Origin of the sequence: Rhizorhabdus dicambivorans (genome assembly GCF_002355275.1) — a bacterium.
Lineage (GTDB): Bacteria > Pseudomonadota > Alphaproteobacteria > Sphingomonadales > Sphingomonadaceae > Rhizorhabdus > Rhizorhabdus dicambivorans.
On record NZ_CP023449.1, the window covers coordinates 3,949,579 to 3,963,243 of the forward strand.

Here is a 13,665-nt window from a genome sequence, read left to right on the forward strand (position 1 = left end):
CGGTCGTCCAATGAATATCTTTTTGGTCGTTCAAGACATTTCTGGGGTCGGAAGCGGCGCGAGATGAACGTCGCGAGAGACGCACCTCGCTCCGAAGCGCCGCCAGGGCGCGCACATTCACCATCCCAATGGCTCCAGATCGATCCGGCAGGACGAGCACCGCCTGCCACCTCCCGCCCTGCGCACTCTAGGACCCCGGCGAATCACCACACCCTCGCTCCACCTCCGCACCCATGGTGTTATATCATTTGTACGACCAAATAAATAATGTAATAGCGCTCCCTGGGAAGATCGAGGAGACGGAAGCGAATGTCCGAGCCGAAGAAGACGATTGCGGTGCTGGGCGGCACCGGCAAAGAGGGTGGTGGCCTCGCGCTGCGTTGGGCCGATGCCGGACATCGCGTGATCATCGGCAGTCGCACCGCGGAGCGCGCCGAAGAGGCGGCCAGCGGGATGCGCGCCACGCTTGGCCCCGCCGCAATGCTGGAGGGCGCCGCCAATCCGCAGGCCGCGCGGGCTGCCGACATCGTGGTGCTATCGGTTCCCTTCGCCGCGCAGCAGCCGACCGTGACCGAGGTCGCCGACGCTCTTCAGGGCAAGATATTGATCGATGTCACCGTGCCGCTCGTCCCGCCGCGGGTCGGCCATGTCCAGCTGCCCCAAGGCGGCAGCGCAGTGGAGGGGGTGCAACGCCTGCTCGGCAATGGCGTGCGGGTGGTATCGGCCTTCCAGAACATCTCGGCCCACCATTTGACCAGACTGGGCGAAGCCGTCGAATGCGACGTGCTGGTCTGCGCCGACGATGCCGCCGCGGCCGACGAGGTGGTGGCGCTGGCTGAAGCGATCGGCCTGACCGCCTGGAACGCTGGGCCACTGTGCAATTCGGTCGTCGCCGAAGCGCTGACCAGCGTCCTGATCTCGCTCAACCGCCGCTACAAGGTCCCCGGCTCTGGTATCCGCCTTACCGGCCTGCCGCAACGCGCGGCCTGATAGCGGGACATGCCGGCGCCGTCAGCGGCCCGGCGCATCCCCGAATATCTTCGCATAAGTGGAACTGCGCGCCATCGCAGCCTCCTGGGCGGCCTTGCGCTGCTCGGGAGTCGCCATGCTGACCTGCATTTCGCGCTCCCATATCAGCGCATCGTCGAGCTTCATCTCCATGCCACGATTGATCAGGCGCTTCGCCGCAGCCAGCGCATAGCCCGGCCGAAGCGCCAGTTCATGGGCCAGCGCGACCGCTGCCGGCATCACATCGTCGGGCTCGACCACCTTGCTCACCAGGCCAATCGCCAGCGCTTCCTCGGCCGTCTTGTCCAGCCCCAGGAAAATCATCTCCTTGGCCGCCGCGATGCCGATGAGGCGCGGCAGTCGCTGGGTTCCCCCCGCCCCCGGAACGCCGCCGAACTGAATCTCCGGCAGGGCGATCTTCGCTGTGCGCGACATGATCCGGAAATCGCAGGCCAGCGCCAGTTCGCAGCCGCCACCCTTGGCGGCGCCGTTGATGGCGGCGATTACAGGCATGCGCGAATGCTCGATCGCGTCCATGAAAGGCAATGGCGTACCGACGCCGAAGCTGTCGACGAAGGGCGCACGTGGGGCGCTCAGATCGCCGCCGGCACAGAAATGCCGGCCCGCTCCCGTCAAGATGACGACATGGCAGGACGAATCCTCCTCCGCCACCTCCATCGCCGCGCGGATATCGCGCTTCAGCTGGTCGTTGAACGTGTTGGCCTTTTCGGGCCGGTTGAGGGTGAGCGTGGCGATCCCATCGCCGATCGCCAGCAAAACGGTTTCGAAATCCATGTCACCCCTCCGGAAAGGGCCGCATCTTTGCGGCCATATGATCTTGGCCATCATGGCATAGCAAATTGGTTGAACAGTCGTACAGATAGTTTATGAGTCGGCATCTATGGCGGGCTTCGACGGCGGACACCCCGGCGGATGGCAAGACCCGACAAGGATGGGAGAAATATCTTGGCCACCCTCGCCCTGCCCGAGGAATATCGGCTTCCGCTGGAGAAGATCGACCTGAGCGATGCCTCGCTGCATCATCGCAACGTGGCCAAGGACTATCTCGCGCGGCTGCGCCGCGAGGATCCCGTGCATCTTTGTGCAGACAGCAAATTCGGCCCCTATTGGTCGATCACCAAATTTCACGACATCATGCATGTGGATATGAACCACCAGCTATTCTCCTCGGCCGGATCCGTGGTTTTCGATGACAATCATTTTTCGGGCGGCAATTTCGAGAACGAGATCAAGAAGCCCAGCTTCATCGTATCGGATCCGCCTTTCCATACCGAGCAGCGCCGCGCCGTGAGCCCCGCGCTAGCCCCCGGCAACATATTGAAGCTTCAGGACGGCATACGCCAGCGGGCCCGCAAGACGCTCGACGAGTTGCCGATAGGCGAAACCTTCGACTGGGTGAACGAGGTTGCCGTCGAGCTTACCACCCAGTTGCTCGCCATCCTGTTCGACTTTCCCTTCGAGGAACGCCGCAAGCTGCTGTTCTGGTCGCACGTGTCGGTGGGCTTTCCTGGTGATGGGGTGGTGGAATCGTGGGAACATCGCAGTGATGCGCTGAAGGATGCCGGTGCCCACTTCCTGGCCTTGCGCGAGGCGCGGCGTGGCCAGGCGGGCCGCCCCGATCTGATATCGATGATGGCGAATTCGGAAAGCATGCGCGACATGACCGGCGAGCAGTTCGTCGGCAATGTGTTCCTGCTGATGGTGGGCGGCAACGACACCACGCGCAACTCGATGACCGCGTCGGTACTAGCGATGCATCAGTTCCCGGAGCAGCTCGCCAGGTTGAAAGGCGACCCCGCCCTGCTTGCCTCGATGGTGCCCGAAGTGATCCGCTGGCAGAGCCCGGTCGTGTATCAGCGGCGCACCGCGACCGCGGATACCGAGATCCGCGGGAAGATGATCCGCAAGGGCGACAAGGTCGTGATGTGGTATCTGTCGGGCAACCGTGACGAGGACATCTACGAAAATCCCGACGATTTCGTCATCGACCGCCCTAATCCGCGCCAGCATCTTTCCTTCGGCTTCGGCATCCACCGCTGCCTGGGCAATCGCCTTGCGGAAATGCAGCTGCGTATCCTGTGGGAGGAAATCCTGGAACGCTTCAGCCGGATCGAGGTGATGGGGGAGCCGGAGCGGATCAATTCGAACGTGCTGCGCGGCTACACCGCACTGCCCGTCCGGCTGCATCGATAGCGGGCTGGCCAACCCAGCGCCGGGCCACCCTCATGATTCCGAACGGACTCAGGGGCGCCGCGTGATTCCCAGATCGGCGAGCAAGGTGGCGCCGGTGATCAGCCGCGCTGCGGGGGAAATCAGAAAGGCGATGATCCCCGCGATGTCCTCGGGCGTTCCGGTCTCCTTGATCGCCTGAAGCGACATCAGCCGCTCCCTCGCCGCCGCATCGAGCCCGGAGGCGACCAACGGCGTGTTGATGAAACCCGGTGCCAGGCCGACCACCCGAACGCCATGCCGGCCGAGCTCCTGCGAAAGCGACATGGTCAGCCCGTTCACCGCCGCCTTCGACACGGCATAGGGGCTGGAATGACCGTGGCCATAGCCCACCATGGAAGACATGTTGAGCACCACGCCAGCCGAACGGGCGAGCGCCGGCAACGCGGCCTTGGCCAGCGCGACGATCGCGAAAACGTTGACGCTGAACAGCTTCATCCATTCCTCGGGCGAATAATCCAGGCATGGCCCGCCCCAGGCCTTGCCATGCAGCGCCGCGTTGTTGACGAGCGCATGGAGACTGCCGAAATGTTCTACGCCCGCCTCGACGGCACGTTCCGCGCCCTCGGCACTCGCTATGTCGGCAACGACGCGAAGGACGGCGCGATCGTGGAAGCGAGCAAAGGCCGCGTCGAGCGCCGGTCGGTCGATATCGACCGCGACGATCCGATACCCATGGTTGGCAAGATGGATCGCGACGGCCAGCCCGATGCCGGCCGCCGCCCCCGTAATCAGGACGACGGGCGCCCCAGACATTTCATCCGCGACCATTCCGCCCCTCCTCCTAGCCGATCATCTGCGTCTATTATTATATGGTCGTACGTTCAATATCAAATATAGCAGCCGATATCGGGCGGATACCGGAATTTCCGCAAGGCCAGCACGCAAAGGGCGATTTTAATTGTATGACCGTACAAATAACAATATGCCTGCTTCCATGGATGGGAGAGGCGTGATTCCGGCTATGGGTAGATATTGCGGAAAACCGGATCGCCCCGGCAAGCCGTTGTCATCCTTGCCCGCCTTTCCCCATAATCGGGCCCGGATCGGGAGACATATATGACCAGTGCCACCGTTGACATCGCCAAGTTCAATCCGGGCGACCCGCGCCTGCTGCGCGATCCGTACAGCATCTACGCCGAATATAGGGCGGCCGACCCCGTCCACTGGGGCATCGCCAGCATGCGCGATCTGGAAGGCAGCTGGTACCTGTTCCGCTTCGAGGAGAATGCGGAAGTGCTCAGCGACGCGGAGGCCTATGCCAGCGACCCCGCGAGCGTCGGCCGGCAGCTGGCGGTGCCCGAATCATTCCGTCCGGTTTCCCATATCTTCCAGCGTTGGCTGGGCGGCATGGACGCGCCCGATCACCGCCATCTGCGCCAGGTGCTCGCCAAGGCCTTCACGCCCCGCCGGATCACCGCGCTGAAGCCGCGCATCGAAGCGATCACCGGCACGCTGATCCGCGATGCCGTCGCGAAGGATAGCGGACGCTTTGACGTGGTGCGGGACATCTCCTTCCCGCTGCCGATGGCGATCGTGGGCGACGCGCTGGGCGTGGGCGAAGCAGACTGGCACCTGTTCCAGAACTGGGCGAAAGACATCACCAACGCAGTCGACAAGGCCGGCGATCCAGCGGCTGGCGCGGCAGGCAGCGCCGCGATCAAGGGCATGGTCGAATATTTCGGCGAACTGGTCGCCCGGCGCCGCAAGGAACCGGTGGACGACCTGCTTGGCGCGATGATCTCGGAAGCCGACGACCAGGGAAAGCCGATGAACGAATTCGACGTCATCGCCATCGCCACCGAGCTGGGCGTGGCCGGCCATGAGACCGCCAGCAATGCGATCGGCAAGGGCGTACTGGGAATGATGGAGCAGCGCGACCGCTGGGCCGAACTCGGCAAGCTGGAGGACGCTGCGCTCGACCAGGCGATCGACGAGCTGCTGCGCTGGACCTGTCCGGTACAGCGTCAGCGCTGGCGCTGGGCGACGAAGGACAACAGCCTGGACGGCCGCAAGATTGAGCGCGGCCAGTCCGTGGTCTCCATCCTCGGCGCGGCGAACCGCGATCCGAACCACTTCCCGAATCCCGACCGGATCGATTTCCACCGCACCACCGGGCGCCACATGACCTTTGGCCTGGGCAATCATTTTTGCATCGGCTCGCACCTTGCCCGGCTCGAGCTGCGCTCGGTGCTGGGCTCGCTCGCCAAGCAGTTCCCCGAGTTACGCCTCGCCGCAAGCCCCGAGGAAATTCCCTGGGGCCATAATTCGCTACTTCCCGGGCCGGAGTCTGTGCCGGTTGCCGTATGACGCGTCCGGCCGCATCATGGCGGGGAGGAAAGGCGAGGACGGTACATGGGCGCGCTTACGGGCATACGCGTAATCGATTTGACGAATGCCCTGGCCGGCGCCTCCGCGACGAAGCTGCTGACCGATCTCGGCGCCGACGTGATCAAGATCGAAGACCGGGTACAGGGCGACTTCACCCGGTCGCTGATGCCATCGATCTTCCACAGCCATAATCGCAACAAGCGATCGCTGTCTGTCGACCTGCACACCGCGGAAGGCGTCGCGCTGGTCCGCCGGCTGGTCGAGAATGCCGATATCTTCGTCCAGTCCCTGCGCCCGGGCGCAGCCGCGGGACTGGGCCTCGACAGGGAGATGCTGACCGCGATCAACCCGCAGTTGATCTATGCGTCCTTCTCCGCGTTCAGCCAGCGCGGCCCCTCGGCAGCGCGGCGCGGCGTCGATGCCGTCGCGCAGGCGGAATCGGGGATGGTGCAGATCCAGGAGGGATTGCTCGGCAATATCAGCTATGTCGACACGGTAGCGGGGCTGGCCTTGTCGCATGCCATCATGGCGGCGCTGCTCAACCGACAGCGGACGGGCCAGGTGGACAGCGTCGAGGCCAATCTGCTCGACGCCGCACTCTACATGCAATCGGCGCCACTGGCCGAGTTCAGCGTCAGCGGCCAGGTACCCGATCAACGGAACTACCCGACCAAATATCCGGTGGTCGGCCTGTATCCGGCGCAGGATGGCGACATTCAGGTCGCCGCTTATTACGAGCGGGATTGGGTCGCACTGTGCGGCATCCTGGAGCGGCCCGACCTGCTGACCGACGATCGCTTTTCCGACCAGGAACACCGCCGCCGGCATATCCCCGAGCTACGCGAGATCCTCGAACGGGAATTCCGGCGGCAGCCGCGACATCATTGGGTGGAACAGCTGAGCCGGCATCGGATCCTGGGCGGCATCGTACGAGATTATGATGAGGTGCTGTCATGCGAGGAGTTCGGGGCGAGCCAATCCTTCGAACATATCGCGATAGCGCCGGATCAGCGCATGACGCATGTACGGGCGCCATTCCGTTTCAATGGGCAGGCGCCAGCCGCCACGAAAGCGGCCCCTGCCCTGGGCTCCGATACCGACGATGTGCTGATCGAAGCCGGCCTTAGCCGCACAGAGATTGAGGAACTCCGGCAACGCGGCATCATCGGCATGTCGAACGAACAGCCCGCGCCTGCGGCATCCGTCCTCTCCTGATGGCGCCGTGTCCACATCGACATCCGCCTCTTCCTTGCGCCAACACCATCGCAAAACCACCGCCAGCCCGGCATTTTCACCGCGCCAGCCAGCCCGGAAACCGATATGTATTTGAGTGTTCGTACAAATAATTTTTTAGCCGAGACGATTGCCTGACAGGCCAGTTTGTGCGATGAACGCTCAAGAGTTTGGATGGAGAGACGGATACCGTGCCATATGTGGTGACCGAAGCCTGCATCGGCGTCCTGGACAAGGCATGTACCAAGGTGTGTCCCGTCGACTGCCTCTATGAGGGCGGGCGGATGATGTACATCAATGCCGACGAATGCGTCGATTGCGGAGCCTGCGAGCCGGTCTGCCCGATGGAGGCGATCTATTATGAGGACGACCTGCCCGACGACATGCAGGTGTACCGCGAGGCGGGCATTGCCTTCTTCGAGAAGATCGGCTCCCCGGGCGGGGCGAAGAAGGTCGGCAAGCTGACCCACGATGCCGGCCCCGCCGCGATGCACGCCGAATGACCTCCGCAGCGATGGCGCCGGTGCGCGTGGCGGTGATCGGGGCCGGCCCGGCCGGCTATTACGCCGCCGAAGCCCTGCTCGCCTCCGAAACACCGCTGGTGGCGGTCGACATGTTCGACCGGCTGCCGACCCCCTGGGGCCTGGTGCGCGCCGGCGTGGCGCCCGATCACCCCAGGATCAAGTCGGTCAGCGCCCAGTTCGCCGAGATCGCCAGCCATCCCCGCTACCGCTATTTCGGCAATGTGGAACTGGGCCGCGACATCAGCCGCGACGAGCTGCTCGCGCGCTATGACGCGGTGCTCTACGCGGTGGGCGCACGCTCCGAACGCAGGTTGGGGATAGCGGGCGAGGATCTGCCAGGCAGCCTTGCCGCCTCCGATTTCGTGGCTTGGTATAACGGCCATCCCGATCATGCCGCGCTGGCGCCCGATCTGTCGGGGACGCGCGCGGTGGTTATCGGCAACGGCAACGTCGCGCTGGACGTAGCCCGCATGCTGCTGCTGCCGCAGGGTGAGCTCAGCCAGACCGACACGGCCGACCACGCCATCGCCGCCTTCGCCACGAGCAATATCCGCGAAGTCGTCATCCTCGGCCGGCGCGGCCCAGCGGAGGCCGCCTTCACCACCCCCGAGATCCGCGAGCTGGCCGATATCGAGGGACTCGACGTCGGCGTCGACGATCCGGCGCTGCTGGAACAGCCGCTGCCGCCCGATACCCCGGACATCAAGCGCATCCAGCGCAACATCACCGCCCTCGCCAAATATGGCGCGGGCCGGGTCGATGGCGAGCGCCGCATGCGCTTCCGCTTCCTGCGTTCGCCGCTTGAGATCGGCGGCAACGGGCGGGTGGAGAGCATCACCCTGGGCATCAACCGGCTCGAAACCGAGGGGGGACAGACCAAGGCCGTCGACACCGGGGAGCGCGAGACGATCGCGACCGATCTGGTGATCCGCGCGGTCGGCTATCGCGGCGTGCCGCTGCCCGGCGTGCCGTTCGACGAAGCCTCGGCGACCATCCCCAACGAACAGGGCAAGGTGACCGGTGGCGAGCGCGAATATGTCGCCGGCTGGATCAAGCGCGGCCCGTCCGGCGTGATCGGCACCAATCGCGGCGACGCGGTCGAGACGGTCGAACGGCTGCTGGCCGATTTCGCCGATGCCGACAGCAAGGCCGCAGCACAGGACGAGATCAGCGGTTGGCTGCGTTCGCGCTGCCCCGAAATGGTCGATCATGCGGGCTGGCTCGGCATCGATCGTCATGAGACCGGGCTGGGCGAGCCATCGGGCCGGCCAAGGGTGAAGCTGGTGACGATCGACGCCATGCTGGGGGTAGCGCGGACGGCGACCTCGGCGGACGAATTGCAGACACAGGATTGAAGCCCTTTCCCGTCCCACGGGAACCGGCCGCCTGTCGGCCTGACGCTTCGCACATCGGGAGGCCATGATGCGCCAAGAGCCGCTCCACCGCATGTCCGGCTATGTCCAGTCGGAAGGCGAGGACATCTATTATGAGCGGACCGGCGAGGGACCGCCGGTGGTGCTATGCCATGGCCTGGGCGGAAACCACGCCATATGGTGGCGCCAGATCGAGGCGCTCGCCACCCGACACGAGGTGATAACCTGGGATCAGCGAGGCTTCGGCAACTCCACCGCGCGATCGGGGGATATTGGGCCGCCGGCAGCGCGGCGCGATCTCCATGCCCTGCTCGATCATCTCGGCCTCGACGGCGTATCACTGGTCGGCCAGTCGATGGGCGGCTGGGCGGTGCTGGGCTATGCGCAGGCGCATCCCGGTCGCATCCGGTCGCTGGTCCTCTCGACCACGCTGGCGGGAGCAGATCGCAGCCATGTCGACCGGCTCGTTAGTGCCGAACCCGACCGCAACCGCCTGAACCGCCGCGAGCATCCGGTGCTGTCGGCCCAATTCTGTACCGAACAGCCCGATCTGGGCGTGCTCTACAACCAGATATCGAGCTTCGGGACGAAGCCCAATCCGGCCGCGATCCTCTCCGCCATGGCGTCGGATCGGCTCGCCCTGCTGCCGCTCGAAGAAATGGCGGTACCGACCCTTGTGCTGATGGCGAGCGGCGACGCCCTCTGCCCGCCAGCCGCGATGGAATCGCTGGTCTCACGGCTGCCCGGCGGGCGGATGCAGGTCATCCCCGGCAGCCATTCGGCCTATTACGAGGTTCCGGAGCTATGGAACGAGGCGGTGCTGGCTTTTCTCGCAAGCCATTGAGGCAGCCTCGTCACGACCTTCCCGCAGGTCGTGAGTGACAAGGACCTTCACCCTTTCGCCGACAGCATGGCGAGGGCATGGTCATAAGGCTCGTGCAGGTCCCGGGCGGCCTGTTCGGTGATGCGCAACTGAATGCCGCGATCCTGGGCAACCTGCAGCGCAAGGCTGAGGTCCTTGTTGGTGAGGGCCGCAAGGCCCTGCGTCCCGCCCGGATAGACCGCCGCCATCTGGCCGATCGATTCCCAGTTACGGGCCGCCCAGCAATCGGCAGCGCCGCTTGTCAGCACGCGCAGCATCGTGTCGCCATCCAGCCCGGCGCTCGTCGCCAGGCGGATCGCCTCGTGGACGGCATGCGCGGTGATGCCGATCACCAGATTATTGCCGAGCTTCGCGAGTTCGCCCGCGCCAACACCGCCGAGATGGGTGATTGCCCCCTCGGCTTCCAGTACGGGCCTTGCCGCCTCCACCGCCCAATCCTCGCCACCGACCAGCAGTGCGAGCGTCCCCGCCGCCGCTGCCGCCGCGCCGCCGGTGAAAGGCGCATCTATCAAGCCCACACCATGCTGCGCGGCGAGCTTGGCGAGACGCACGCAGGTGTCAGGGTGGATCGTGCTGTGCACGACGATCACCGCCCCTTCGCGCAGCCCTTCGAGCAGCCCCGTCTCGGCCGCGCTGACGACCTGCTCGACTTGGGCATCGTTGACGACATTGAGCAGAACGACCGAGCAATGCGCCGCCAGTTCGCGTGGCGAGTTCGCCGCGACTGCACCCGCCTCCACCAGCCGGCCGACCGCCGCCGCGCTGATATCGAACACGCGCGTGAGGAAACCGGCGGCCAGGACGTTGCGAGCCATCGGCTCCCCCATCGTCCCGAGACCGATATAGCCCACCGTGATCGATAACGAATCCATGTAGCAACTCCCAGCGCCGACGGATGCCCTTCCATGCGGGACGCGCCCGCCCCCCGCAACATCACGAATTTCGCACCGCCCAGTCCGTTCGCCATATATTATTTGAACGGCCATACAATATATAATAGAAGCCCGACGGATGCGATACAGGGATGAGGATAATGTCGGATGATCGAATTCTACTATAATCCCGGGCCAAATCCGCTGAAGGTCGCACTCTTCCTCGAAGAGGCGGGGCTGGATTATCATTTGATCCCCGTCGATCCCGTCAGGGGCGAGCAGTTCACCCCTGCCTTCACGGCGATCAACCCCAACAACAAGCTGCCGGCGATCGTCGACGGCGACGCAACGATCTTCGACAGCAACGCAATCCTCCTCTACCTGGCTGAGAAGACCGGCCGCTTCCTGCCCGGAGACACACTGGCGGATCGCGGCAAGCTGCTGTCCTGGATGATGTTCATCGCCTCGGGTGTCGGTCCCTATTGCGGCCAGGCCGTTCACTTCCGGCTCTTCGCGCCCGATCCCAAGAATTACGCCCTTGATCGCTACCTGTTCGAAGCCCGCCGCCATTACGGCATATTGGACAGACACCTGGCCGAACATGAATGGATGGTGGGCAGCCAATATACGGTCGCCGACATGGCCACCTGGGCCTGGGGCCGCCACGTGAACGTGGTGCTTGGCGATGGAGCGGCTGCGGACTTTCCCCACCTCCAGCGGTTCGCCGCAACGATCGAAGCCCGGCCCGCCGCCATCCGGGCGCTGGCACTCAAGCAGCGCCACGCCTTCAAGCTGGAGATCGACGACGAATTCCGGCGCAACCTGTTCCGCCACGTCCAGCCAGCCTGAGCATCACCCGCCACTTTCGCACTCTGCTGCGAATCCGATCCGTCGCAGCCATCTGAAATAGGCGGGAAAATAGGCCGATCATCCCACTCTAGATGAACTTTATTTTGTACATACGTTCAATCATCTTGCACTTTCCCGCGTGGCGAGTTACCCCCGATCAACGACATCATCGATTGAAAGAGTTTGTCATGCGTCCAGACGACAGCCGCGAGGGCCAGGAACCGCGCTATGCGCGGCTCGGCTATGTGGCGATCAATGTTTCCGACCTCGATCGCTCGGCGGACTTCTACGAACAGCTGTGGGGTCTGCAGCCGAATGGTGGCATCGACGATCAGCTTCGCTTCTTCCGATGCAGCGCGAACCATCATGACTTCATCCTGGCCAAGGGCGAGCCGGGGCTGAAGCGAATCGGCTGGCAAATGGAGAGCGAGGCCGACATCGACCGGATTGCGGATCGGCTGCGCCGTCATGGCCATGCGACCATCGAGGTCGATCCCGCAGAAACCGCGCTGCTGCGCCAGGGCCGCAGCGTGCGCTTCGCCGATCCCTATACCGGCGCCACCCACGAATATTTTGCGTCAATCGAGCAGGAAAAGGATGCCTGGTCACCCACGCTGGCCAATATCCAGCGCATCGGCCACCTCGTCCTCAAGACACCTCGCTTCCACGAAGCCGTGAATTTCTACAACAATGTGCTGAATTTCCCGACTTCGGACAGGATCGGTGACGTCGTCAACTTCATGCGATGCTTTCCCAACCCCCTCCATCACTCAATTGGCCTCAGCAATTCCGAAAGCAACGGCCTTCACCATGTCAATTTCATGGTCAGCGAGATCGATGACATCGGGCGGGCGCTGTGGCGTTTCCGCAAGAACGACGTTCCGATCGTGCGCGGTCCCGGACGGCATCCGCCCTCCGGTAGCGTGTTCCTCTATGTGCTCGATCCCAACGGAATCACGATCGAATACAGCTATGGGATGGAGGAGTTTCCCGAGGGCAACGCCCGCGATCATCGCGTTCTTCCGGCTGTACCGGAATCGATCGATTATTGGGGGGCGCCCACCGACAAGAGACTGGGCAAGATCGGCATCGTGGAATCGCTGGTCTGAGCGATTTCCTGATCCCGGACGGCGGACTATAGCTGGCCGACCACACCTGAGCCGCCCGAACGTCACGGAGAAGATGCCGGACATGCCCTCAAATTCATCGAGATCCCGCCGATGACCGCCGCCTTGCCCTTGAATGGGCTGAAGGTCGTCGCGATCGAGCAAGCGGTGGCGGCTCCATTCTGTACCTCCCGACTGGCCGATGCTGGCGCGCGGGTAATCAAGGTCGAACGTCCCGAAGGCGATTTCGCGCGTGGCTATGACGACGTCGCTGCGGGCCAGAGCAGCTATTTCGTGTGGCTCAACCGAGGCAAGGAGTCTCGAATTCTCGACCTGGCGGCGCCCGAGGGCAAGGCGGCGCTCCAGGAGTTGATCGCCGATGCCGATATTCTCGTTCAGAATCTCAAGGTCGGGGCGCTGGCTCGGCTCGGCTTCGCGCCCGAAGCGCTGGCCGCGCGCGACCCGCGCCTGATAATTTGCTCGATCAGCGGCTATGGCGACACCGGCCCGCTTGCGGACCGCAAGGCCTATGACCTTCTGATCCAGGCGGAATCGGGCCTTGCTTCGGTGACCGGCGGACCCGACGCACCGTCGCGGGTCGGCATCTCGATCGTCGACATCGCCACCGGCGCCACCGCCCACGCCGCCATTCTGGAGGCGCTGATCGGGCGCAGTATTCATGGCCGGGGTGCCGATATCCGCATCTCGATGTTCGATGTGATGGCGGACTGGCTCAGCGTCCCGCTGCTGCATCAGGATGCCGGCCATCCGCCGAAACGCGTCGGCCTGGCCCACCCGTCGATCGCGCCTTACGGCGTCTTCGCCTGCGGGGATGGGGCGCAATTGCTGATATCGATCCAGAGCGACCGGGAGTGGCGGCTGTTCGCGGAGCATTTTCTCCGCGACCCGGCCCTCGCCACCGACCCGCGCTTCGCGACCAACGTCGCACGGGTGCGCAATCGCGCCGAAACCGATGCGCTGACCGCGAAGGCCTTCGCCACGATCGAGTCGGCGCGGGCGGTGGAGATGCTGCAGGCCGCCGATGTGGCCTTCGCCCATCTCAACGACATGGCCGGGCTGTCACGCCATCCCAGCCTGCGTCGCATCATGGTCGACACGCCCGGCGGCCCAGTCAGCCTTCCGGCCCCCGCGCCGATCGTCGCGGGCGCGCCGCGTTGCTACGGCGCCGTCCCCGCCCTGGGTTCGGCCACCCCTGCCCCCGCCGCAGACTGACGC

13 protein-coding genes are annotated in these 13,665 nt (G+C 64.3%); 10 read left to right on the plus strand and 3 right to left on the minus strand.

Annotated features, from left to right (window positions below; genetic code table 11):
* The first annotated feature begins 309 nt into the window (after positions 1-309).
* A complete protein-coding gene (npdG, locus tag CMV14_RS18600) occupies positions 310-990 on the plus strand; it encodes an NADPH-dependent F420 reductase (RefSeq protein WP_066962481.1) in 681 nt (226 codons plus the stop codon).
* 21 nt (positions 991-1,011) lie between these two features.
* On the opposite strand, the gene CMV14_RS18605 is transcribed toward npdG, so the two are convergent.
* On the minus strand, positions 1,012-1,803 hold the full coding sequence (locus CMV14_RS18605; protein ID WP_066962478.1) for an enoyl-CoA hydratase/isomerase family protein: 792 nt from the start codon (positions 1,801-1,803) through the stop codon (positions 1,012-1,014).
* A 171-nt stretch (positions 1,804-1,974) separates the two neighbouring features.
* Here CMV14_RS18605 and CMV14_RS18610 point away from each other — a divergent pair, with 171 nt between their 5' ends.
* Complete coding sequence (locus CMV14_RS18610; protein WP_238147085.1) at positions 1,975-3,222, plus strand: cytochrome P450; 1,248 nt, start codon at positions 1,975-1,977, stop codon at positions 3,220-3,222.
* A 48-nt stretch (positions 3,223-3,270) separates the two neighbouring features.
* Here CMV14_RS18610 and CMV14_RS18615 read toward each other — a convergent pair whose 3' ends face one another.
* A complete protein-coding gene (locus CMV14_RS18615) occupies positions 3,271-4,029 on the minus strand; it encodes an SDR family NAD(P)-dependent oxidoreductase (protein ID WP_066962475.1) in 759 nt (252 codons plus the stop codon).
* A 288-nt stretch (positions 4,030-4,317) separates the two neighbouring features.
* On the opposite strand from CMV14_RS18615, the gene CMV14_RS18620 reads away from it, so the two are divergent.
* The 5 genes from CMV14_RS18620 (at position 4,318) to CMV14_RS18640 (ending at position 9,563) form a co-directional block, all read left to right on the plus strand.
* The gene (locus CMV14_RS18620; protein WP_066962472.1) at positions 4,318-5,568 is read left to right on the plus strand and encodes a cytochrome P450; all 1,251 of its coding nucleotides are present in this window, start codon (positions 4,318-4,320) and stop codon (positions 5,566-5,568) included.
* A gap of 45 nt (positions 5,569-5,613) precedes the next feature.
* The gene (locus tag CMV14_RS18625) at positions 5,614-6,804 is read left to right on the plus strand and encodes a CaiB/BaiF CoA transferase family protein (protein WP_066962469.1); all 1,191 of its coding nucleotides are present in this window, start codon (positions 5,614-5,616) and stop codon (positions 6,802-6,804) included.
* 209 nt (positions 6,805-7,013) lie between these two features.
* Positions 7,014-7,325, plus strand: coding sequence for a ferredoxin (gene fdxA, locus CMV14_RS18630; protein WP_066962703.1), 312 nt, complete (start codon positions 7,014-7,016; stop codon positions 7,323-7,325).
* The gene (locus CMV14_RS18635; protein WP_238147086.1) at positions 7,322-8,701 is read left to right on the plus strand and encodes an FAD-dependent oxidoreductase; all 1,380 of its coding nucleotides are present in this window, start codon (positions 7,322-7,324) and stop codon (positions 8,699-8,701) included. The genes fdxA and CMV14_RS18635 overlap by 4 nt, the downstream gene beginning before the upstream one ends.
* Positions 8,702-8,765: 64 nt before the next feature.
* Entirely contained in the window at positions 8,766-9,563 is a 798-nt protein-coding gene (locus CMV14_RS18640) for an alpha/beta fold hydrolase (RefSeq protein ID WP_066962466.1), read from the plus strand.
* 47 nt (positions 9,564-9,610) lie between these two features.
* Here CMV14_RS18640 and CMV14_RS18645 read toward each other — a convergent pair whose 3' ends face one another.
* Positions 9,611-10,474 (minus strand): NAD(P)-dependent oxidoreductase, encoded by an 864-nt coding sequence (locus tag CMV14_RS18645; protein WP_176489034.1) that lies wholly within the window; start codon positions 10,472-10,474, stop codon positions 9,611-9,613.
* A gap of 168 nt (positions 10,475-10,642) precedes the next feature.
* On the opposite strand from CMV14_RS18645, the gene CMV14_RS18650 reads away from it, so the two are divergent.
* From CMV14_RS18650 to CMV14_RS18660, 3 genes are all read left to right on the plus strand, one after another.
* The gene (locus CMV14_RS18650; protein ID WP_066962462.1) at positions 10,643-11,323 is read left to right on the plus strand and encodes a glutathione S-transferase family protein; all 681 of its coding nucleotides are present in this window, start codon (positions 10,643-10,645) and stop codon (positions 11,321-11,323) included.
* 188 nt (positions 11,324-11,511) lie between these two features.
* Positions 11,512-12,432, plus strand: coding sequence for a VOC family protein (locus CMV14_RS18655; RefSeq protein ID WP_066962460.1), 921 nt, complete (start codon positions 11,512-11,514; stop codon positions 12,430-12,432).
* Positions 12,433-12,543: 111 nt separating this feature from the next.
* The gene (locus CMV14_RS18660; RefSeq protein ID WP_066962457.1) at positions 12,544-13,662 is read left to right on the plus strand and encodes a CaiB/BaiF CoA transferase family protein; all 1,119 of its coding nucleotides are present in this window, start codon (positions 12,544-12,546) and stop codon (positions 13,660-13,662) included.
* Positions 13,663-13,665 lie beyond the last annotated feature (3 nt).